The following is a 20293-nucleotide window of genomic DNA, read 5'->3' on the forward strand; positions in this document are numbered from 1 at the left end:
AGGAGAAGACTCGAACTTCCACGACCTTGCGGTCACTGATACCTGAAACCAGCGCGTCTACCAATTCCGCCACCTGGGCACACATTCGAGGTTACTTGATGCTTTACAGCGTCGTTCATCTCTACTACAACTTCGGGGTTGTCCGTCGTTGTGGTGCGCACTATACGGACGCTCCCCAAGGCTGTAAAGCCCCCAATCGAAAAAAAATTCAAAAAATTCAACTTGTTGATTCCACAAGCCTATTTCTGCTGTTTATGCACTGCAGCGGGGGCTGTCCAAGGCAGACATTTCCGGTTTCAATACGCCTATGCCAGAATTCATATCTATATACCCCAAGGTGAACCCCTTCTGATGGCCGATTGGCAATCCCTCGATCCCGAGGCCGCTCGCGAAGCGGAAAAATACGACAACCCCATTCCCAGCCGTGAGCTGATCCTGCAGCGTCTCGCCGACCGAGGCGAACCTGCTGCCCGCGAGGAGCTGGCAAAAGAGTTCGGTCTGTATGAAGAAGACCAGATCGAAGCCCTGCGCCGCCGCCTGCGTGCCATGGAGCGCGATGGCCAGCTTATCTATACCCGGCGCGGCACTTATGCCCCGGTAGACAAGCTGGACCTGATCTGCGGTCGCGTCTCCGGCCACCGCGACGGCTTCGGCTTCCTTATTCCCGATGACGGCAGCGAAGACCTGTTCCTCAGCCCGTCGCAGATGCGACTGGTGTTCGACGGCGACCGTGGCCTGGCCCGCGTCTCCGGTGTCGACCGCCGTGGCCGCCGTGAAGGCGTGCTGGTCGAAGTCATCTCCCGTGCCCACGAAAGCGTGGTCGGCCGCTATTTCGAAGAAGGCGGCATCGGTTACGTAACCCCGGACAACCCGAAGATCCAGCAGGAAGTGCTGGTGACTGCCGGGCGTAACGGCGGTGCCAAGATCGGCCAGTTCGTCGAGATCAAGATCACCCACTGGCCAACGCCGCGCTTCCAGCCGCAAGGCGATGTGGTCGAAGTCATCGGCAACTACATGGCACCAGGCATGGAAATCGACGTTGCCCTGCGCAGCTACGACATTCCGCACGTCTGGCCCAACGATGTGGTCAAGGAGGCACGCAAGTTCCGCTCCGAAGTCGAGGAGAAGGACAAAGAGAAGCGTGTCGACCTGCGCCATCTGCCGTTCGTCACCATCGACGGTGAAGACGCCCGCGACTTCGACGATGCCGTTTATTGCGAACCGCTGGGCAAGCTGCGTCTGTTCTCCGGTGGCTGGCGCCTGTACGTGGCCATCGCTGACGTGTCCAGCTACGTGCGTCTGGGCTCTGCCCTGGATGTCGAAGCCCAGCAGCGCGGCAACTCGGTTTACTTCCCCGAGCGCGTGGTGCCGATGCTCCCCGAAGAGCTGTCCAACGGCCTGTGCTCGCTGAACCCGCATGTCGACCGGTTGGCCATGGTCTGTGAAATGACCATGAACAAAGCCGGCCAGATGGTCGACTACCAGTTCTACGAAGGCGTAATCCACTCCCATGCCCGCCTGACCTACAACAAGGTCAGCAGCATGCTCGAGCACTCGCGTACCCGTGAGGGCAAGGCGCTGCGCGAGGAATACAAGGAAGTCGTGCCCGACCTGAAGAACCTGTACAACCTGTACAAGGTGCTGGTGGAGGCGCGTCACACACGTGGCGCCATCGACTTCGAAACCCAGGAAACCCGCATCATCTTCGGCGACGAGCGCAAGATCGCCGAAATTCGCCCGACCGTGCGCAACGATGCTCACAAGCTGATCGAGGAATGCATGCTGGCGGCCAACGTGGCCACGGCCGAGTTCCTGCAGAAGCACGGCGTACCGGCCCTGTACCGCGTGCACGATGGCCCGCCGCCGGAGCGCCTGGAAAAACTGCGCGCCTTCCTCGGCGAGCTGGGCCTGAGCCTGCACAAGGGCAAGGACCCGTCACCGAAAGATTACCAGGCCCTGCTGGCGAGCATCGCCGGTCGCCCGGACTTCCATCTGATCCAGACGGTGATGCTGCGCTCGCTGAGCCAGGCCGTGTACAGCACCGAGAACAACGGCCACTTCGGCCTGAACTACGAGGCGTACACCCACTTCACCTCGCCGATCCGTCGTTACCCGGACCTGCTGGTGCATCGCGCCATCCGCAGCATCATCCGCTCCAAGGTCGATACCCCGCACGTCAAGCGTGCCGGCGCCATGAGCATCCCCAAGGCGCGTATCTACCCGTACGACGAAAACACCCTGGAGCAACTTGGCGAGCAGTGCTCGATGACCGAGCGCCGGGCCGACGAGGCCACCCGTGACGTGGTCAACTGGCTCAAGTGCGAGTTCATGAAAGATCGCGTGGGCGAGACCTTCCCGGGTGTGATCACGGCGGTGACCGGTTTCGGCCTGTTCGTCGAGCTGACCGATATCTATGTAGAGGGCCTGGTGCACGTCAGTGCGTTGCCAGGTGACTACTACCACTTCGACCCGGTACACCATCGCCTGGCTGGCGAGCGCACCGGTCGCAGCTTCCGCTTGGGCGACACCATCGAAGTCAAGGTCATGCGTGTTGATCTGGATGAGCGCAAGATCGACTTCGAAGTGTCGGAAAAGACCCTCGCCGCACCGATCGGCCGCAAGCAGCGTGGCGCCGCGCCGGTTGCCGAAAAAGCCGAGCAGCAGCCGGCAACCGAAGCGAAAGCCACGCCCAAACCGCGCAGCCGCAAAAGCGAAGCGTCCGAAGCGTACTTCCCCAAGGATGCTGTGCAGCGAAACGCTGAAGTGCGTAAAAGCCGCGAGATGAAAAAAGCGCTGATGACCGACGCGCGCAGCAGTGCTGGCAGCAAATCGGAGAAAGGTGGCAAGCCGTCCGGCAAACCGACCAAGCACCGTAAAGGCCCGCCGAAGTCCGGCGCACCACGCAAAAACAAGAGCAATTCATGAGTCAGCTGGAAAAAATCTACGGCGTACACGCCGTGCAGGCATTGCTGCAGCACCATCCAAAGCGGGTCAAGCAGATCTGGCTGTCGGAAGGGCGCAGTGAGCCACGCCTCGAAACCTTGCTGGCGCTGGCCGCGGAAAACCGCGTGCCGGTCGGCCAGGCCGAGCGCCGTGAGATGGATGCCTGGGTCGAAGGTGTGCACCAAGGCGTTGTAGCCGAGGTCAGTCCGAGCCAGGTGTGGGGCGAGCTGATGCTCGAAGAGCTGCTTGAGCGCACAGAAACGCCGCCGCTGATCCTGGTGCTGGACGGCGTGACCGACCCGCACAACCTCGGCGCTTGTCTGCGTACCGCGGATGCGGCCGGTGCCACGGCAGTGATCGTGCCCAAGGACAAATCCGCAACGTTGACGCCGGTTGTGCGAAAGGTGGCTTGTGGTGCAGCAGAAGTCATTCCGCTGGTGGCTGTGACCAACCTGGCGCGTACGCTTGAGAAGTTGCAGCAGCGTGGCCTGTGGGTAGTGGGTACCGCTGGCGAGGCCGAGCAGGAGATCTACCAGCAAGACCTGACCGGGCCACTGGTGATGATCATGGGGGCGGAAGGCAAGGGCATGCGCCGGCTCACCCGTGAGCATTGCGACTTCCTGGTGAAGTTGCCGATGGCAGGTAGCGTCAGCAGCCTTAACGTGTCGGTGGCGACCGGGGTTTGCCTGTTCGAGGCCGTGCGTCAGCGTCGGGCCAAGCGCTGATTCTCGGCCTGTTCCGGCCTCTTCGCGGGTGNGAAAGGGCCCGCAGCCTGTAAATATGTTTCAGGCTGTTCAAATATTCACCAATCACCTTGCTTGTGCGCCCCGGCTTCTCTACAATTGCGCCCCTTGCCGAGCTGGCAGGCGCTCATGTGCCTCCCCTCCGTGCAAGACATACAGTGTCATTCACTCCTTGTCTGACCAGATTCACTGGCAGACTACTAACCCGTAAGGAGCATTCATGCGTCATTACGAAATCATCTTCCTGGTTCACCCGGACCAGAGCGAACAAGTCGGCGGCATGGTTGAGCGTTACACCAAGCTGATCGAAGAAGATGGTGGCAAAATCCACCGCCTGGAAGACTGGGGCCGTCGTCAACTGGCCTACGCAATCAACAATGTTCACAAGGCTCACTACGTGATGCTGAACGTTGAGTGCACCGGCAAGGCCCTGGCCGAGCTGGAAGACAACTTCCGCTACAACGATGCCGTTATCCGTAACCTGGTCATCCGTCGCGACGAAGCCGTTACCGGCCAGTCCGAGATGCTGAAGGCTGAAGAGAACCGCAGCGAGCGCCGTGAGCGTCGCGAGCGTCCTGAGCATGCTGACTCCGCCGAAGGCGACGACAGCAATGACAGCGACTCCAGCGATAACGCTGACGAGTAATCCACGGACCTTTAGAGGAGCCTATTAAATGGCACGTTTCTTCCGTCGTCGTAAATTCTGCCGCTTCACTGCTGAAGACGTGAAAGAGATCGACTTCAAAGATCTCAACACCCTGAAAGCTTACGTATCCGAAACCGGCAAGATCGTTCCAAGCCGTATCACCGGTACCAAAGCTCGTTATCAGCGTCAGCTGGCTACCGCTATCAAGCGCGCCCGCTTCCTGGCCCTGCTGCCCTACACCGACAGCCACGGCCGCTGAGACCGGGTCGTCGACAAGCAGTAAGGGATTAGCATGCGAGCGTTAGCAAGTTTCATCATGCGCGGTCGTGTGCAGGCCACCCTGGTGGTGGTCATCAGCGCGGTACTGCCGCTGCTGTTCTGGTTGAGTGCCGCTGCCGGCAGCCTTGTGCTGCTGCGGCGTGGGTTCAAGGATGCTACATCGGTCATCGCCGGCGGCTTGCTGGCCGGGCTGGCCGTGTGGGTCATGGGCGATCCCATCACCTTTCTGGTGATTGCGGGTGCCTTAGCCCTGGCCGCCATGTTGCGTGCTGAGCATCCCTGGAGCCGGGTGTTGCTCGCCAGTGCCGTGTTCGCCGTGGCTTTCAGCCTCGTGCTTGATCTGGCGCTGGCGCAAACCTTCGATGTGCTGGCCAAGGCGTTTGCCGAAGCCATGCCGCAAATCGAAGGGCAACCGGTGCTCTCCGGTGAGCTGATCCGCCCTGTGCTGGTCGCTTCCACAGCAGTGACGGTGCAATTGTTCAGTGTGCTGGCGTTGATGCTGGCGCGCTATTGGCAGGCAGCGTTGTACAACCCTGGAGGCTTCGGTCGCGAGTTTCGCGAACTGAAGTTGCCGAAACAGACCATGGCGGTCTTGGTGGCAGTGATGGTGGTGGCGCCGTTTATCGGCCCGCAGTTCATCATCCTGGCATCGGCTTCCAGCCTGGTACTGGTGCTGGCCGGCATCGCCTTGATGCACGGGCTGGTGGCACAGGGCCGACTGGCCGGTTTCTGGCTGGTGGGGATGTACGTGACGCTACCGCTGATCATGCAGCTGATTTATCCGTTGCTGATGGTTTTGGCCATTGTCGACAGCCTGATTGATTTTCGCGGTCGCAAGTCCCCTCCGGGGAAAGACTCCGCGAACGGTGAAGGTTAAAAGTTAAGAGGTTTTACCAAATGGAACTGATCCTGCTGGAAAAAGTCGCTAACCTGGGCAACCTGGGCGACAAAGTAAAAGTTAAGGCTGGTTACGGCCGTAACTTCCTGCTGCCATTCGGCAAGGCCACCGTTGCCAACGCCGCCAACCTGGCTGCGTTCGAAGAGCGTCGTGCCGAGCTGGAAAAAGCAGCCGCTGACAAGAAAGCTTCGGCTGAAAGCCGCGCTGCCCAACTGGCCGAGCTGGAAGTGACCATCACTGCCACCGCTGGCGACGAAGGCAAGCTGTTCGGTTCGATCGGCACCCACGACATCGCTGACGCCCTGACCGCCTCCGGCGTTGAAGTGGCCAAGGCTGAAGTTCGTCTGCCGAACGGCACCATCCGTCAGGTTGGCGAATACGACGTAGCCGTGCACCTGCACAGCGACGTTGAAGCCACCGTACGCGTGGTCGTCGTAGCTGCCTAAGCTGCGCTAACTGGCTGGCTCCTTGCGAGTCAGGCGGTTAACATCGGGCACGGTCCTGTTTTCGACAGGCCGTGCCCTTTGTCTTTTTCATCCTCCAGAATTCTTTCGTGGCCATGAACGAGATCACCACCTCCGAACAGCTTGACCTGCAAACCGCAGCCCTGAAGGTACCGCCGCATTCCATCGAGGCCGAACAGGCCGTGCTCGGTGGCCTGATGCTGGACAACAATGCCTGGGAGCGGGTGCTGGACCAGGTGTCGGACGGCGATTTCTACCGGCATGACCACCGGCTGATCTTCCGCGCTGTGCACAAGTTGGCCGACGCCAACCAGCCATTCGACGTGGTGACCCTGCACGAGCAGTTGGACAAGGAAGGCCTGTCCTCGCAGATCGGCGGTTTGGCTTACCTGGCCGAGCTGGCCAAGAACACCCCTTCGGTGGCCAACATCAAGGCCTACGCCGCGATCATTCGCGAGCGGGCCACGTTGCGCCAGCTGATCAGCATCAGTACCGACATCGCCGACAACGCGTTCAACCCGCAGGGGCGCAACGCTGCCGAGATTCTCGACGATGCCGAGCGGCAGATCTTCCAGATTGCCGAGGCGCGGCCAAAAACCGGCGGCCCGGTGGGCGTCAACGAACTGTTGACCATGGCCATCGATCGCATCGATACGCTGTTCAACTCCGACAGCGACATCACCGGTATTTCCACCGGGTACACCGATCTCGACGAAAAGACCAGCGGGCTGCAGGCGGCGGACTTGATCATCGTCGCCGGCCGTCCGTCGATGGGTAAGACCACCTTCGCCATGAACCTGGTGGAAAACGCCGTACTGCGGACCGACAAGGCGGTGCTGGTGTTCTCCCTCGAGATGCCAGGGGAGTCGCTGATCATGCGTATGCTTTCGTCTCTGGGTCGTATCGACCAGACCAAGGTCCGTTCCGGTCAGCTGGATGACGACGACTGGCCGCGCCTGACCTCGGCAGTGAACCTGCTCAACGACCGAAAATTGTTCATCGACGATACGGCGGGTATCAGCCCCTCGGAAATGCGCGCGCGTACCCGCCGCCTGGCCCGTGAGCATGGTGAAATCGCCATGATCATGGTCGACTACCTGCAGCTGATGCAGATTCCGGGGTCGGCCGGTGACAACCGTACCAACGAAATTTCCGAAATTTCCCGCTCGCTCAAGGCCCTGGCCAAGGAGTTCAACTGCCCGGTCATTGCCCTTTCGCAGCTGAACCGCTCGCTGGAACAGCGCCCGAACAAACGCCCGGTGAACTCCGACTTGCGTGAATCCGGTGCAATCGAGCAGGACGCCGACGTGATCATGTTCGTGTACCGCGACGAGGTGTACCACCCCGAGACCGAGCACAAGGGCGTGGCGGAAATCATCATCGGCAAACAGCGTAACGGCCCCATCGGCTTCGTGCGTTTGGCGTTTATCGGCAAGTACACCCGGTTCGAGAACTTGGCGCCGGGGATGTACAACTTTGATGAAGATGAATAACCCATTGAGCTAGCAAGGCCGCTCCTACAAGGTTTGTGGTGCGCCTGCTAGCTCTGAAATCTGAGCGATGTTCGTTTGCCCTTGGCTGATGATCCGCCCCTCGCTCAGGGTGATCACCCGGTCAAACCGCGACAGTGCGCTCTGATCATGCGTCACGCAAATCAGCCCTCGCCCTTTAAATGCTTCGAACAACAGGTCCCAGGTTCGCTCTGCCGACGCGGCATCGAGCCCGGCTGTGGGTTCGTCAAAGAAATTGAATTCCCCAGGCTGATTAAGAAGGCGTAGCAGCGTCAGCCTGCGTGCTTCGCCGCCCGATATCGATTCTGCGCGTGCATCCAGATCAAGTTCGTACCAGTCTTTGCTCAGGCCCAACCGTTCAAGCCATCGTTCGATTTGAGCGCGATCATGAGCTTGCTCGAACAGCACCGCGCGGGGCAGGGGGCCGGGAATGAAATGCGCATCCTGAGGGCAGAGTCGTAATCGACTGAATTGTTCACTAGCGTCGAGCGACGCCAGGCACCTGCCGTGCAGGTGCACATCCTTGCGCAACGGGAATATCGTTCCCGCCAGCGTATGCAGAAGTGTCGATTTACCACATCCGCTGGGCCCGATCAGTGCGACCCGTTCTCCTTTGTGCAGTACCAAGGGTTCTTCGATGTGAAGTTGTACAGTATCTCGAGCGCTCAACTGGCACGGGGCGATGCTTAGGCCAGCGTCCTTGTCTTGGGACTTCGCCTCAGTAGTGCATGCTGGGCCGAACGAGGGGAGCTGGAGCCAGTGTTCGAGTTTGCGTTTGTCTAGCTGAAACTGGTCTAGCAATCGCCAGGCCTCAGCAAGTTGCGCAACCCCTGCCAGCAATCCGCTCACCAAGGTGAAGAGAGCAACCAGCTCGCCCAGGCTCAATTGCGGTGTTGCCAGAGCCTGATCATGGATACCCCACATGAGCAAACCGCCACTGCCCAGGCCTATGAACAAGGTGCGCAGGCTCTGAATCCAACCCCCACTGTGAGCTACCTGCACTGCTGAGTCGGCATAGTGCGAAAGTGTCTGGTTGACCGGGAGCATTGCGGCATCCTCGGCCTTTTCCAGTTTGACCGTTGCCGCGCTGGCGAAGGTATCGACCCATTGTTCCGCCAGTTCATCCTCGCGCGCGTTCACTGCCTCGATATGTGGCCGGCGCCAGCGCACCAGGCGATCGTTGGCCCACAGGTAGGCCAGGCTCAAAGGGATGAGGCCGATCAATACCGAAGTAGCCCCCAGGTAAGCGAAGAGCGTTATCAGCACTGCAGCTTCGGCTAGCACCGGCCATGCCGAGCCAATCAGAAAGCCTAACCACCGCTCCTGTGCGGTAATGCCCCTATCCAGTACTTTTACCAGTGTTCCGCCATGGAGTTGTCCATAGGCCTCGAAGCGCTTGTCCAGCAATTCGCGGCACCAGCGGATGGAAAGTTGCTTCACGCGTTCCTGGCAAAGCCGCGCCAGGCACCAGGCTTGTAGAGGGGTCATTGAGGCTTGTAATGCGACAAGGCATATGAAGGCTCCTAGCAGAAGCTGGGAAGACGCGGCTGAGGTGGCCAGGTTGTCAATGATGTCGGCCAAGACTAGAGCAGGTACGACGGTCGCGATTTTCAGGAGCAGTGTCGCGCCGAGGGCGGCGAGAATTCCTCTATAGATTTGCATGTCATTGCCTTATGCCTTTGAGTGCACTCTGTGGCGCGACTGGAATACCTGATCTGATCAGGTGGAAGCGTTCAAGTCCGGGTATGAACACCTGAACAACCGTAGCGAGATTCGGGTGCTCATAAAGTGTGCGATAGAATGCGACCTTATTATGTTTTTCCAAGTTGATCAGTGTTCGCTTGACTTGCCCGCGCACGCTGAGGTCGGTATGCGGAGGGTGAAAAGCGGGTACAGCATATGTGGGGCATGGGTGTATAAGTGCTGAAAGGCGGGTTGAATGAGTAAGCATTTTTTCAGCAGAGAGATCCTCTTGTTTTTCTGTGGCCCCAGAAAGCTGCTCGCACTGAATCTGTTCCGTTACGGCGCGGTACATTGCAATGGAGGGGTTGATGGAGCTGCCGGAGCCAATGCTGCTGAGTGAGCCTTCTTTTTTACTACGAGAAACAGCAATGCAAAATGAAACTTCGTAGAAGTCGTGCGTCAAGTATATTTCTAGTTTTTTGGCTCGACGGAGAAGCTCGGTATCATGGGCAAATGTTTCTTCCAGAAAAGAAATCGAAGGTTGGTAAAGTTTGGGTGGGGAAGTCAGGCCACAAAGTGATAGGTAGTACATAGAAAGTGCGTGACGTTCGATAGCTTCATTGATGGCGTGGAGCAGAGCCTCGTTCTCCGTGCAGCCAAGTGCTGTACCAGAGTTGGTCGAATATTTGGAAAGAAAGCCCGCTGCAGTTTTTTCGATTTCATCAATGTTTCTGGAGGAAGGTGCTATCAATATCGCGGGAATGGCTATTTCGTCGTAGCTGTTCAATGCCTGAAGACTGAAATAAGGTATTCGGCAATCCGGGGGAATGGATTTTAGAAGCCAATCGTCAAATGGGGCTATCGATTGCAAAATTTGGTCGCTTTCGATGAGTGGTGGAGTGCTCTTGTCGACGAAGTAATGCTCTAGGCTCTCGGCAAGGGCTCCTAGTTCGCAATGCTCCCCTTTTCCTGCTCCGCAAGAAACTTCTTTGTAGGCGCTGTCGTATAAGTGGCATGTGGCGACCAGGCTATTCTTTTTTGATAGTTCTGTTTTCGATTGAAGCCCTAAGTGATGATGCATTCTTGTCAAGCGGTTGTAGGCCTCTTCTATGTTCAGCTCGCGTTCGGTGATCATGTTCTGCTCCTTGGTAAAGCCAGAAGGGGCTAAGCCCCTTCTGGTTTGTCACTTACAGAAGGTTGAGAAATTCAACCTCGGACTCGGTGAATGTGTAGTTCATCACGCGTGGGATCTGCAGAGTGTGGATTTCAGAACGACGACGTCCCATGGCTAATGCTCCTATAGAGTTGGTTTGAGTGCGCCTTTCAGCGCGTCACTGTTGTAGCACTTGTTTTTTTTGGGGTTCAAGATCTTCTCGGGATTTGTTGAGGAAAGTTAATGTAGGATTTTTTACTAAGACTAGAAGGTTGATTCCTACAATTCTTAAGAGATAAAGAAAAAAGCACCAATAATTAGCTGGTTAGCACTTTCTCAGGGTTGGATAGGCTAAACATTCAGTAAAAATCTGAAGGAATTGCGATCGCTCAGCAGGGGGCGCGATCGCCATCGGTCTAAGCAGGCTCAGGTTTTCCTGTGAGTAATCGCCTTGCCCCGATCCACCCCACTATCCCCCTTTTCTTGAAGACAACCCGATGCAGGGGCAGGGGCCTGCTGTAAGGCTTCGTTGATTGCCTGGGCTGGCCCTTTCGCGGGTGAACCCGCTCCTACAGGTTCACCATAGGCTTCAAGAGTTGCACCGTACCTGTGGGAGCGGGTTTACCCCACCCGTTGTTCCGCATCGAGCCCGGGATCCAGTGTAGAGACGCCCGCGAGCAGTCTTCGGAGTTGATGGGCTATGTGCGCGAACTGACCATCACCGGGTTGATGGATGAGAAGCCGATGATGATCTGGGCTGCCCATTACCTGAGTGCGATGGCCAAGGCGCTGATGGATGATGCTGAGCTGTGGATGAGGCAGTGAGGGGTTGGCTTCAGGTTGCATGAAGGCCGCCAGGAGTTCGCCGCAACAGTTTCAGCGCCTATGAGATCGAGCGCCGCCCGCGCGGCGCTTGATCTCACAGGCGCTGCAAGGATTCTGTCGAACACCTGGCAACCCCACTACACCCCTCAAGCCAACCACCTGCCACGTCCATCCCCCAACCGTCGCCCCGCCCACCAATCCCCACGAAGACAGTCGGATTTGGTCAAAATTTGTGCTATATTCCGCGCCCGCGATTTCCCTGCACACCAGAACCGGTCACTGACATGCAAGCAGCCAAACCACTCTACGACTATCCCAAGTACTGGGCCGAATGCTTCGGGCCAGCACCTTTCCTGCCAATGAGCAGGGAGGAGATGGATCTGCTCGGCTGGGATTCCTGCGACATCATCATCGTGACCGGTGATGCCTACGTTGACCATCCGTCGTTCGGCATGGCCATCATTGGCCGTCTGCTGGAGGCCCAGGGCTTCCGCGTGGGCATCATCGCCCAGCCGAACTGGCAGTCGAAAGACGACTTCATGAAGCTCGGCGAACCGAACCTGTTCTTCGGCGTGGCCGCCGGTAACATGGACTCGATGATCAACCGCTACACCGCGGACAAGAAGATCCGTTCCGACGATGCCTACACCCCGGGTGGTCTGGCCGGCAGCCGTCCGGACCGTGCCAGCCTGGTGTACAGCCAGCGCTGCAAGGAAGCCTACAAGCATGTGCCGATCGTGCTCGGCGGCATCGAGGCTTCGCTGCGCCGCATCGCCCACTACGACTACTGGCAGGACAAGGTTCGTCACTCGATCCTGATCGACGCCAGCGCCGACATCCTGCTGTTCGGCAACGCCGAGCGTGCGGTGGTCGAGGTGGCGCAGCGCCTGTCCAGCGGCGAGAAGATCGAAACCATCACCGACGTGCGCGGCACTGCCTTCGTGCGCCGCGATACCCCGCAGGGCTGGTACGAGATCGACTCCACCCGTATCGACCGCCCAGGTCGCGTCGACAAGATCATCAACCCGTACGTGAACACCCAGGACACCCAGGCCTGCGCCATCGAGCAGGCCAAGGGCGACCAGGAAGACCCGAACGAAGCCAAGGTGGTGCAAATTCTCGACAGCCCGGCCGTGACCCGGGAAAAGTCGGTGATCCGCCTGCCATCGTTCGAAAAGGTGCGTAACGACCCGGTGCTCTATGCCCACGCCAACCGCGTGCTGCACCTGGAGACCAACCCGGGCAACGCCCGTGCCCTGGTACAGAAGCACGGCGAAGTGGATGTGTGGTTCAACCCACCACCCATCCCGATGAGCACCGAGGAAATGGACTACGTGTTCGGCATGCCGTACGCCCGTGTGCCGCACCCCGCCTACGGTAAGGAGCGCATCCCGGCCTACGAAATGATCCGCTTCTCGGTGAACATCATGCGTGGCTGCTTCGGTGGCTGTACCTTCTGCTCGATCACCGAGCATGAAGGCCGCATCATCCAGAACCGCTCGCACGAGTCGATCCTGCACGAAATCGAAGAGATGCGTGACAAGGTGCCGGGCTTCACCGGCGTGGTCTCCGACCTTGGCGGGCCGACCGCCAACATGTATCGCATCGCCTGCAAGAGCCACGAGATCGAGAAGCACTGCCGCAAGCCATCGTGCGTGTTCCCGGGCATCTGCGAAAACCTCAACACCGACCACAGCTCCCTGATCGAGCTGTACCGCAAGGCCCGTGCCTTGCCGGGTGTGAAAAAGATCCTGATTGCTTCCGGCCTGCGCTACGACCTGGCGGTGGAATCGCCGGAGTACGTCAAGGAACTGGTCACCCACCACGTTGGCGGCTACCTGAAGATTGCCCCGGAGCACACCGAGCGCGGCCCGCTGGACAAGATGATGAAGCCGGGTATCGGCACCTACGACCGCTTCAAGCGCATGTTCGAGAAGTTCTCGAAAGAAGCGGGCAAGGAGCAGTACCTGATCCCGTACTTCATTGCCGCGCACCCCGGTACCACCGACGAAGACATGATGAACCTGGCCCTGTGGCTGAAGGGCAACGGCTTCCGCGCCGACCAGGTACAGGCGTTCTACCCGTCGCCAATGGCCTCGGCCACGGCCATGTACCACTCAGGCAAGAACCCGCTGCGCAAGGTGACCTACAAGAGCGAAGGGGTGGAGATCGTCAAGAGCGACGAGCAACGCCGTCTGCACAAGGCGTTCTTGCGCTACCACGACCCGAAGGGCTGGCCGATGCTGCGTGAAGCGCTGCAGCGTATGGGGCGCGCCGACCTGATCGGGCCGGGCAAGCACCAGCTGATTCCGGCGCACCAGCCGCAGACCGACAGCTACCAGAGCGCGCGCCGGAAGAACTCGACCCCGGCAGGTAGCCACAAGGTGGGCAAGGACCAGAAGATCCTGACCCAGCACACCGGTCTGCCGCCGCGTGGCAGCGATGGCAGCAAGCCGTGGGACAAGCGCGAAAAGGCCAAGGCCGAGGCGTTTGCGCGTAACCAGCAGGCGGCCAAGGAGCGCAAAGAGGCGAGCAAGGGCGGCAAGGGCAACAAGAAGCCGCGTCAGCCTGTCATTCCGCGTTAACTGATCGACTATTGGGGCTGCTTTGCAGCCCATCGCGATACAAGGCCGCTCCCCCATTGCCTTTGTGGGAGCGGCCTTGTGTCGCGAAAGGACCGCGAAGCGGTCCCAAAAGTCTCAGCTTCAATCAGGCTGCTTGTCGACCCACTTAGGCGCGACCGGCGCCACAAAGCTGTCCATCCCGTCCAGCAGCTCGTCCGGCTGCTGCCCCAGCAGTAACATCGCCCGGTGTTGCGGGCGCACGAAGCCTTCTTCGACGATATGGTCGAGGAACCCGCCCAGCTTGTCGTAGAAACCGTTCACATCCAGTAGCCCGAGTGGCTTGGCGTGATAGCCCAGCTGCCCCCAGGTCCACACTTCGAACAGTTCCTCCAGCGTACCCAGCCCTCCCGGCAAGGCAATGAAGGCATCGCTCAGCTCGGCCATGCGGGCCTTGCGCGCATGCATGCCATCCACCACTTCCAGGCGGGTCAGGCCTTTGTGGCCGACTTCAGCGTCCAGCAGGCTCTGTGGAATGATCCCGACCACTTCGCCGCCGGCCGCCATGGCCGCGTCGGCCACCACGCCCATCAAGCCGACCGCGCCACCGCCATACACCAGGGTCAAGCCACGGCGGGCAATGGCCTGGCCTAGCGCGACGGCTGCTTCACGGTAGGCAGGGTTGGCGCCCATGCTGGCGCCGCAGAACACACAAACGGAACGTACGGGCATTGCTCATCTCCTGTCACTCAGGCGCACAGGGTACGGCGCATGCCCGTCGCTTCCAAGGCCGGGTTCATTCTGGTCGGGAGAATTCGCAGATGGCTCCTGTGGTGCCGTGGGCGTAGGCAGCGAGCAGGCTATTGAGGAAGTTGGAGATGGGCATTTGGTATTGCTCCTAAATGAGAGGTTGTCCCATCGTCTAATAAAAGGGCATGATGTGCCCTTAGATTGGTTGTATACAATCCATTGAACAATTCTACTGGCTGACCGCTTGACACCCCCTTGACCCATATCAGCAAGGGGCTGAACGGTTTCAGGCAGTCTCGCAATTGATAAAACCCTGCCAAGGAGATTCATGATGTTTGCGAAAGCTGTAGCGGTATCCCTGCTGACCCTCGCCAGCGCTTCTGTCTTCGCCGCCGAGTGCTCGGTCACTGTCGACTCGACTGACCAGATGTCCTACACCAGCAAGGAATTCACTGTCGACAAGAGCTGCAAGGAATTCACCGTCAAACTGACCCACTCTGGCAACCTGCCGAAGAACGTCATGGGCCACAACCTGGTGATCAGCAAGACTGCCGACATGCAGGCCATTGCCACCGAAGGCATGAGCCAGGGTCTGGATAAGGACTACCTGAAGGCTGACAACGCCGCGATCATCGCCCACACCAAGATGATCGGCGCGCCTGAGAAAGAAACCGAAGTGAAGTTCGACACTTCCAAGCTGGAAGCCGGTGGTGACTACAGCTTCTTCTGCACCTTCCCGGGCCACATCTCGATGATGAAAGGCAAGGTCATCGTCAAGTAATCAAAGGCTGACGGCGAACCCTGTAGGAGCGGGTTCACCCGCGAATGCGTCNNCCCGCTCCTACAGGTCTTTCTATCGCCTATCAAGGAGCGAACGGCAGTTCGCGCTTGTGCTGGGTCTTGCGGTAGGTGGCGACGATGATGTCGAACGCTGCCTGGTCAACCGGCTGCCCATGCAGGAAGGCATCGATCTGCGCGTAGGTCACGCCATGTGACGCCTCGTCCGGCTTGCCCGGCTCCAGGTCTTCGAGGTCGGCCGTTGGCACCTTTTCCACCAGTGACTCCGGCGCACCGAAGCTGCGCGCAATCGCCCGCACCTGATTCTTCACCAGCCCACTCAACGGCGCCAGGTCGCAGGCACCATCACCAAACTTGGTAAAGAAGCCCATTACCCTCTGCCCCCCTATAAAGTGCACAATCCACATCTCTGTAAGGCTTATATATAGGGTAGGCAGCTGTGCAAAAACCACAACTGCACAACCCCAAAAAAAGTGTAAATTTTTTTGACCTGCCCACTCCCGGCCTAGAAATGGGGCGATGAGGATAGGGCATAATGGGGAGGTATATCGCAAGATGCCGCTCCTGCCTCAGAGTAAATGGCCACCATGAGCTTCACCCTGAAGCCCAAACCCCCACCAGGTCGCCACCCCTCCCATCCGGCCCAGCACTGCATCTTGCATCCCGCTCAAGGCATAGGAGGAACCATGCAGAATTTGAGAGTGGTAATGGCTCAGCTGAATATCCGAGTAGGGGATATTCAAGGTAACGTTGAAAAGGTCATCGAAGCGGCGAAGCGAGCCCGTGATGAGCTCCATGCCCAAATTATCGTTTTCCCCGAATTAACTCTCTGTGGCTATCCTCCAGAAGACTTGCTCTTGCGAACCAGCATGCAGCATCGGATTGAAAAAGCTTTAGAGCAAGTTAAAAGCGCTGCTCAAGGTATTGCGATCGTAGTGGGCTTCCCATGGGTTGACGAAGGATCTGGCCACGAAGAACTTCAGAGTCATCGCTATAACAGCTGCGGGATATTCGCGGATGGTATGGAAGTTGCTCGCTACTACAAACAGCAGCTTCCAAATTATCGAGTGTTCGATGAGAAGCGCTACTTCGTGCCTGGTAATGAGCCCTGCGTAGTTGAGCTTTTCGGTGTTAAGGTTGCGCTGGGTATTTGTGAAGATATCTGGTTCCCAGAACCTCTTTGTCAAGCTTGCAGTGCCGGCGCGCAGCTTATGCTGACTCTGAATGCCTCGCCGTTTCATAGAGGAAAACAGGTTGAGCGTGAAGAGCTATTGGCTGAAAGAGCAAGTGAGTGCTCGATTCCAATGGTTTACGTTAACCAAGTCGGCGGCCAAGACGAGCTTGTGTTCGATGGGAACAGCTTTGTAGTTGACGGAGGCGGTAAGGTTGTTCAGCGTGCTCCAGCCTTTGAAGAAGGCCTACATGTTGTTGACTTTGAAGTCGATGGTAAGAAAGTTACACCGATCTCAGCTGAGAAGTCGGAGTTGCTGAGCATTGAGGCCAGTGTTTATCAGGCACTGGTAACTGGTGTTAGGGACTATGTGCAACGCAACGGTTTTAAAGGTGTCGTACTTGGTCTGTCTGGCGGTATCGATTCGGCTTTGAGTTTGGCTGTCGCAGTTGATGCTCTTGGTGCTGAAAATGTTGAAGCGGTGATGATGCCGTATCACTACACAGCACAAATGAGTCAGGATGACGCGAAAGAAGAAGCTGATTTGCTAGGCGTGAAATATAGCGTGATGCCAATTCAGCCTATGGTTGAAGCGTTCCTCGCTACTCTTGCTTCTGAGTTTGAAGGGTTGGCTAAAGATACCACCGAAGAGAACTTACAGGCGCGTTGCCGTGGTGTGATTCTTATGGCGATTTCCAACAAGAAGCGCTACTTAGTGCTGACTACCGGTAACAAGAGCGAGATGGCAGTTGGATATGCGACGCTATATGGTGATATGGCTGGTGGCTTCGACGTCTTGAAAGATGTTCCGAAGACGCTTGTATTTAAGTTGAGCGAGTATAGGAACACGCTTGGATACGTAATTCCACAGCGGGTGATTGATCGTCCGCCATCAGCAGAGCTTGCGCCTGATCAAAAAGACGAAGACTCGCTCCCACCGTATCCTGTTTTGGATGAAATCTTGCGCCTTTATGTTGAACATGACTACTCAGCGGATGCCATCATTGACGAAGGCTTCGACAAAGAAGTCGTGTACAAGGTTATTAGGCTCGTTGACCTCAATGAGTATAAGCGACGTCAAGCTGCAGTTGGCCCGCGTGTAACTGAGAGAGGGTTTGGTAGGGATCGTCGTTACCCAATTACGTCGAAGTGGAGTATTGGCGAATAACTGCGAGGTCTTCGTAAGTAAGTCCCAGTAAGACCTAGTAAGTCAGCAAGAATGTAAGTCAGTAAGAAAAGTAAGTCAGTAAGCCAGCCCCATCCGAGATGGGGCCAGGCGAAGAGTCTCAATTCTCCCGATTTCTCTCCGAGCCGGCCTCAGAGGCTGCATTGGCCCTCCACGGGTCGAACGACACCAAGCCATCTCAATTCTCGCCTCCAGTCAAACCATCGCAATCCAGGTGATTTCCTAGCATCATTTGCGCGTTCGTTTTCTGCTACCTTGGGGAAGTGCATGAGCAAGCCAAAATCAGAAAAGCAGCCGCGCGTGGCGCGAATTCGCGACGACTTCACTGGCACCACGGTTCAGCGCCTGCGGGATAGCGCTGGGAACGTATGCGCTTTTCCTGGCTGCTTCGTGCACACCCACGGTGCCAACGCCTCGGGTGATGGAGTTGTGAACCTAGGGGTTGCGTGTCATATCAAGGCTGCAGCACCGCTAGGCCCCCGGTATGACCCTGAGCAGACCTCAGATGAGCGTAAGCACTTCGACAATGGAATCTGGATGTGCCAGACACACTCCAGGCTCATCGATGCAGACCAAAGCAATTACAGCGTCGAGGAACTCCAGGAATGGAAGCGCGCAGCTGAGATCAGAGCGAATGCGCAGCTCAACCAGAAAAGCTTCACGGAGAAGGAAGTCAGGGTTGCGGTGGACGAAGGCTCAATTGCCTTACTACAGCGCTTTTCGAATATGTCCGCCGATCCTGTGAACGCACCTGTCGCCGAGTTGATGAGAGGACACGAGCTGAGTCTTGCGAACTTGGATCCGCGCTTCAGCGTCGAAGTGAACAAGCATGGCGATCGCTTCGAGTACTTCATTCAGCCTGTAGCGGAAGAGGTCAGTCTCCAGCTGATCATCGAAGGTACGGACAAGATCGAAGGCTACCTGGCAGGGGAAAAAGCGCTCTTGGAGGAAGGCCGGGAGCTTGTGATTCCGAGTGACCACTTCAGGTTGGAGGGATCCAGGCTGATTGAGGCACTGCATGGCAAGGTTCTGGGAGGCCAAAAAGGCACGCTAACAATGGGGGCGCCTAAGCGCGAATTGCCCGGTACCTTGTATGTTCGAACCGAGGATGGAAGTGAGACGCTCGTAGATACCTTCACGTTCTACTACACCTCCGGCACGTTGCGCACGGTTTTCGAGGGGGCTGCGTTAGAGGGCCTCGTGGATATCAGGGCACACTGTTCCCATGATGGCCAAGACACCAAATTTGATATCTCGATCTCCCTCGATGCATGGCGCGGAAAGGACATCTTGGAGTTCCCGCGCTTCTCGCGGTTGGTCAAGGCGGCTAAACACCTGTCGACAGGTCGGTTGGTTTTTGAGCTCGAGATGAACAATCAGCTTGTACCCTACGACTCTCGCTCTGCTGAGGGCAGTGAGGAGTTCCATTCGCAGATTGACTGGATGATTCACTACCTTGAGTTAGCGCGGAAGGTTGCTGCGAACTGCGATGCACCTATTGTGATGGTCGATACAGAGATGAGCCCTGATATTTACCAGATTCTGAGAAAGTACAATAAGCTGCTCGACGGGCCGGTGATTAGTCCTCGAGAGCCAAAAATGCTCTGCAAGGGAGAATTTGATTACACCCCTAGGTGTACGTTTGAATCTCTCGAAAAGCAGGGCATTTTTGCGATGATCCGAATTTCAGAGCCTGATGGGACGAAGTTCAATCTGTTTGGTCAGGGAGTTCAAGCACCACGCCTATCGAGGATTTTTACGAATGTAGAATATATTTTCTATACGGATCTAGAGTTTAAGGATAAGCCAAAATTTGAGGTGCACACCACGGTAGATACAGCGGTTACCACGCTCCTTCACCCTGATGACAATTGGAGCGTAGGCGAGGCGCTCGCCGACGTTTCCGAGGCCTCTCATCAAGATGACTGAGGGCTAGAGCGAGAGCCGGCTGCGCCGGATAGGGGATGTATCCATTATGAGCACGGTGGAGTCGAGTTGGTCTCATAGGAGGGTATGGATGAATTTGCCTAGGCCGATTCAGTATCGTCTATCCGTGGCTGCCCAAAGCCAGGTCGCGAGCAGTGGATGTAGGCTGTGAAATGCTGGACGGCCTTTCATCCACTCCCTCAACTGAAGATCTCAATCCTATCGATCAGCATCCTTCCGATGCCAAATCTTGTGCACCGTCGAGGGCGGAATGCCTAACTTCACCGAGGTCTCTTTCTGTGTCAGTCCCTCAGCTTTGCAATCCAGCACGGCTCTGATCTTGCCGGCGGAGGTAGCTGGCTTACCCCCTTTGGCCGGGATCAGTACGCCGTCAGAGAACTGCGCTGGCACATTCTCCATGACCCTCATATCACGCAGCTTATGGAGCTCGCTCCACAGGTAGGCCATGAACTCTTCAAAAGTCTCCTGACGGTCGAAACTCGATGCTGCTGCTAGCAGTGCTAAAGGGTCGACGTCCAGATGGCCGCTGATACCTTCAAGCATCTTCAACGTCATGTTCGTAGAGCCGTGCTCCACGTTGTGCAAGTGTCGGGCGTCTAGCGTTTTCACCAGCTGCTCTTGAGAGAGGCCACGAGCAGCACGCACGGTGCGCAAGACCGCTGCTAAGGAGTTGGGCGATGGCATCAAGACTTCCGCGTAAAGGGAAGGATAAGGCCACATCGCGAAATTCACATC

The 20293-nt window shown here is 57.4% G+C and carries 16 protein-coding genes and 1 pseudogene; 12 read left to right on the forward strand and 5 right to left on the reverse strand.

The window, feature by feature from the left end; all coding sequences use genetic code 11:
- Positions 1 to 351 precede the first annotated feature (351 nt).
- The 7 genes from rnr (at position 352) to dnaB (ending at position 7466) form a co-directional block, all read left to right on the forward strand.
- The gene (gene rnr / locus ACTJJN_RS01345) at positions 352 to 2925 is read left to right on the forward strand and encodes a ribonuclease R (RefSeq protein ID WP_003249552.1); all 2574 of its coding nucleotides are present in this window, start codon (positions 352 to 354) and stop codon (positions 2923 to 2925) included.
- A complete protein-coding gene (rlmB, locus tag ACTJJN_RS01350; protein WP_012053857.1) occupies positions 2922 to 3668 on the forward strand; it encodes a 23S rRNA (guanosine(2251)-2'-O)-methyltransferase RlmB in 747 nt (248 codons plus the stop codon). The genes rnr and rlmB overlap by 4 nt, the downstream gene beginning before the upstream one ends.
- A gap of 238 nt (positions 3669 to 3906) precedes the next feature.
- Complete coding sequence (rpsF, locus tag ACTJJN_RS01355; protein WP_003249557.1) at positions 3907 to 4332, forward strand: 30S ribosomal protein S6; 426 nt, start codon at positions 3907 to 3909, stop codon at positions 4330 to 4332.
- A gap of 28 nt (positions 4333 to 4360) precedes the next feature.
- Complete coding sequence (gene rpsR / locus ACTJJN_RS01360) at positions 4361 to 4591, forward strand: 30S ribosomal protein S18 (protein WP_003249563.1); 231 nt, start codon at positions 4361 to 4363, stop codon at positions 4589 to 4591.
- 33 nt (positions 4592 to 4624) lie between these two features.
- Positions 4625 to 5488 (forward strand): hypothetical protein, encoded by an 864-nt coding sequence (locus ACTJJN_RS01365; protein ID WP_012053856.1) that lies wholly within the window; start codon positions 4625 to 4627, stop codon positions 5486 to 5488.
- Positions 5489 to 5508: 20 nt separating this feature from the next.
- The gene (rplI, locus tag ACTJJN_RS01370) at positions 5509 to 5955 is read left to right on the forward strand and encodes a 50S ribosomal protein L9 (protein ID WP_003249568.1); all 447 of its coding nucleotides are present in this window, start codon (positions 5509 to 5511) and stop codon (positions 5953 to 5955) included.
- 113 nt (positions 5956 to 6068) lie between these two features.
- Complete coding sequence (gene dnaB / locus ACTJJN_RS01375; RefSeq protein WP_440780762.1) at positions 6069 to 7466, forward strand: replicative DNA helicase; 1398 nt, start codon at positions 6069 to 6071, stop codon at positions 7464 to 7466.
- A 24-nt stretch (positions 7467 to 7490) separates the two neighbouring features.
- On the opposite strand, the gene ACTJJN_RS01380 is transcribed toward dnaB, so the two are convergent.
- Together ACTJJN_RS01380 and ACTJJN_RS01385 are read right to left on the reverse strand one after the other, a co-directional pair.
- Positions 7491 to 9146, reverse strand: coding sequence for an ATP-binding cassette domain-containing protein (locus tag ACTJJN_RS01380; protein WP_440780763.1), 1656 nt, complete (start codon positions 9144 to 9146; stop codon positions 7491 to 7493).
- 1 nt (position 9147) lies between these two features.
- Positions 9148 to 10302: a YcaO-like family protein gene (locus ACTJJN_RS01385; RefSeq protein WP_012053854.1), complete on the reverse strand. Its 1155-nt coding sequence runs from the start codon at positions 10300 to 10302 to the stop codon at positions 9148 to 9150.
- A 627-nt stretch (positions 10303 to 10929) separates the two neighbouring features.
- On the opposite strand from ACTJJN_RS01385, the gene ACTJJN_RS01390 reads away from it, so the two are divergent.
- Both ACTJJN_RS01390 and ACTJJN_RS01395 read left to right on the forward strand, forming a co-directional pair.
- Positions 10930 to 11145 (forward strand): DUF3077 domain-containing protein, encoded by a 216-nt coding sequence (locus ACTJJN_RS01390; RefSeq protein ID WP_019438726.1) that lies wholly within the window; start codon positions 10930 to 10932, stop codon positions 11143 to 11145.
- Between the two features lie 284 nt (positions 11146 to 11429).
- Entirely contained in the window at positions 11430 to 13730 is a 2301-nt protein-coding gene (locus ACTJJN_RS01395) for a YgiQ family radical SAM protein (RefSeq protein WP_088513281.1), read from the forward strand.
- Between the two features lie 120 nt (positions 13731 to 13850).
- Here the strand turns inward: ACTJJN_RS01395 and ACTJJN_RS01400 are convergent, their stop codons facing one another.
- Positions 13851 to 14438: a TIGR00730 family Rossman fold protein gene (locus ACTJJN_RS01400; RefSeq protein WP_003249578.1), complete on the reverse strand. Its 588-nt coding sequence runs from the start codon at positions 14436 to 14438 to the stop codon at positions 13851 to 13853.
- 349 nt (positions 14439 to 14787) lie between these two features.
- On the opposite strand from ACTJJN_RS01400, the gene azu reads away from it, so the two are divergent.
- Positions 14788 to 15237: an azurin gene (gene azu / locus ACTJJN_RS01405; RefSeq protein ID WP_003249580.1), complete on the forward strand. Its 450-nt coding sequence runs from the start codon at positions 14788 to 14790 to the stop codon at positions 15235 to 15237.
- Positions 15238 to 15319: 82 nt separating this feature from the next.
- Here azu and nadE read toward each other — a convergent pair.
- A pseudogene (nadE, locus tag ACTJJN_RS01410) lies at positions 15320 to 15634 on the reverse strand (NAD(+) synthase); the annotation flags it as partial.
- 306 nt (positions 15635 to 15940) lie between these two features.
- Between nadE and ACTJJN_RS01415 the strand changes: the two are divergent.
- Both ACTJJN_RS01415 and ACTJJN_RS01420 read left to right on the forward strand, forming a co-directional pair.
- Entirely contained in the window at positions 15941 to 17593 is a 1653-nt protein-coding gene (locus tag ACTJJN_RS01415; RefSeq protein ID WP_440780894.1) for an NAD+ synthase, read from the forward strand.
- Between the two features lie 285 nt (positions 17594 to 17878).
- Positions 17879 to 19540 carry a hypothetical protein gene (locus tag ACTJJN_RS01420; RefSeq protein ID WP_440780764.1) on the forward strand — a complete coding sequence of 554 codons (1662 nt, stop codon included), beginning with the start codon at positions 17879 to 17881 and terminating at the stop codon, positions 19538 to 19540.
- A 216-nt stretch (positions 19541 to 19756) separates the two neighbouring features.
- Here the strand turns inward: ACTJJN_RS01420 and ACTJJN_RS01425 are convergent, their stop codons facing one another.
- Positions 19757 to 20242, reverse strand: coding sequence for an XRE family transcriptional regulator (locus ACTJJN_RS01425; RefSeq protein WP_440780765.1), 486 nt, complete (start codon positions 20240 to 20242; stop codon positions 19757 to 19759).
- Positions 20243 to 20293 lie beyond the last annotated feature (51 nt).

The organism is Pseudomonas sp. 22515, from assembly GCF_052044625.1.
Lineage (GTDB): Bacteria > Pseudomonadota > Gammaproteobacteria > Pseudomonadales > Pseudomonadaceae > Aquipseudomonas > Aquipseudomonas alloputida.

Coding starts and splice junctions, on each gene's coding strand:
- rpsF (WP_003249557.1), top strand. CDS start 3,907: ATGCGTCATTACGAAATCATCTTCCTGGTTCACCCGGACCAGAGCGAA.
- ACTJJN_RS01420 (WP_440780764.1), top strand. CDS start 17,879: ATGAGCAAGCCAAAATCAGAAAAGCAGCCGCGCGTGGCGCGAATTCGC.
- ACTJJN_RS01415 (WP_440780894.1), top strand. CDS start 15,941: ATGCAGAATTTGAGAGTGGTAATGGCTCAGCTGAATATCCGAGTAGGG.
- ACTJJN_RS01425 (WP_440780765.1), bottom strand. CDS start 20,242: ATGCCATCGCCCAACTCCTTAGCAGCGGTCTTGCGCACCGTGCGTGCT.
- ACTJJN_RS01380 (WP_440780763.1), bottom strand. CDS start 9,146: ATGCAAATCTATAGAGGAATTCTCGCCGCCCTCGGCGCGACACTGCTC.
- rplI (WP_003249568.1), top strand. CDS start 5,509: ATGGAACTGATCCTGCTGGAAAAAGTCGCTAACCTGGGCAACCTGGGC.
- ACTJJN_RS01385 (WP_012053854.1), bottom strand. CDS start 10,302: ATGATCACCGAACGCGAGCTGAACATAGAAGAGGCCTACAACCGCTTG.
- azu (WP_003249580.1), top strand. CDS start 14,788: ATGTTTGCGAAAGCTGTAGCGGTATCCCTGCTGACCCTCGCCAGCGCT.
- ACTJJN_RS01395 (WP_088513281.1), top strand. CDS start 11,430: ATGCAAGCAGCCAAACCACTCTACGACTATCCCAAGTACTGGGCCGAA.
- ACTJJN_RS01400 (WP_003249578.1), bottom strand. CDS start 14,438: ATGCCCGTACGTTCCGTTTGTGTGTTCTGCGGCGCCAGCATGGGCGCC.
- ACTJJN_RS01365 (WP_012053856.1), top strand. CDS start 4,625: ATGCGAGCGTTAGCAAGTTTCATCATGCGCGGTCGTGTGCAGGCCACC.
- dnaB (WP_440780762.1), top strand. CDS start 6,069: ATGAACGAGATCACCACCTCCGAACAGCTTGACCTGCAAACCGCAGCC.
- rlmB (WP_012053857.1), top strand. CDS start 2,922: ATGAGTCAGCTGGAAAAAATCTACGGCGTACACGCCGTGCAGGCATTG.
- rnr (WP_003249552.1), top strand. CDS start 352: ATGGCCGATTGGCAATCCCTCGATCCCGAGGCCGCTCGCGAAGCGGAA.
- rpsR (WP_003249563.1), top strand. CDS start 4,361: ATGGCACGTTTCTTCCGTCGTCGTAAATTCTGCCGCTTCACTGCTGAA.